Source organism: Marinimicrobium sp. C2-29 (assembly GCF_038419845.1).
Classification (GTDB): domain Bacteria; phylum Pseudomonadota; class Gammaproteobacteria; order Pseudomonadales; family Cellvibrionaceae; genus Marinimicrobium.
In genome coordinates, this window is record NZ_JBCAQT010000046.1 from 1 (window position 1) to 799 (window position 799).

At 56.2% G+C, this 799-nt stretch carries 1 pseudogene; it reads left to right on the top strand.

The annotated features are described in order from the left end of the window. Nucleotides 1-66: 66 nt before the first annotated feature. Nucleotides 67-799 (top strand): annotated as a pseudogene (locus AAE484_RS17405) (IS3 family transposase); the annotation flags it as partial.

The following is a 799-nucleotide window of genomic DNA, read 5'->3' on the forward strand; positions in this document are numbered from 1 at the left end:
TGAAGTGGTCTAATGATTCCGGACACCATTTAAGGTGGTATTCTACCACCCTAGAAGAGGTGTTCCATGAAGAGACAGCGTCGTTCATTTTCAGCAGAATTCAAGCGTGAGGCCGCTCAGCTAGTCATCGACCAGGGCTACTCAGTCTCAGAGGCAAGCCGTTCTCTCGGTGTCGGTGAAACGGTCCTCAGGCGCTGGGTTCAGCAGCTTCAAGGGGAGCAAGGGGGCACAACCCCCAAGAGCAAAGCGCTAACCCCAGAGCAACAGCGTATTCAGGAGCTGGAAGGCAGGGTTAACCGCCTGGAACGGGAGAAAGCCATATTAAAAAAGGCTACAGCTCTCTTGGTAGCGGACGAGATCAGGCATACGCACTGATCGACCAATTGAGAGAGCATGAACCCGTCGGGCTGGTCTGTTCCGCCCTCGATATCCCTGTGAGTAGCTACTACGAGCACGTTCAGCGCCGCCAGAAGCCGGATGTCCAGCGCTTGACGCTGAGAAGCCTGGTTACAGAGCTATTCAACGACAGTCGAAGCTCAGCCGGAAGCCGCACTCTGATGGGGATGATGCGGGATTTGGGGCACGACGTGGGCCGCTTCAAGATACGCCGATTGATGGCTGAAGCGGACCTGGTGTCCAAGCAGCCCGGCGCTCACCGTTACAAGGTGGCCGAGACGGAGCGAGTGGATATTCCGAACCATCTTGACCGGGAGTTCGACGTCCCTGCACCCAATCGAGTGTGGTGTGGAGATATTACCTACATCTGGGTCGACAGTCGCTGGCATTACCTGGCCGTAGT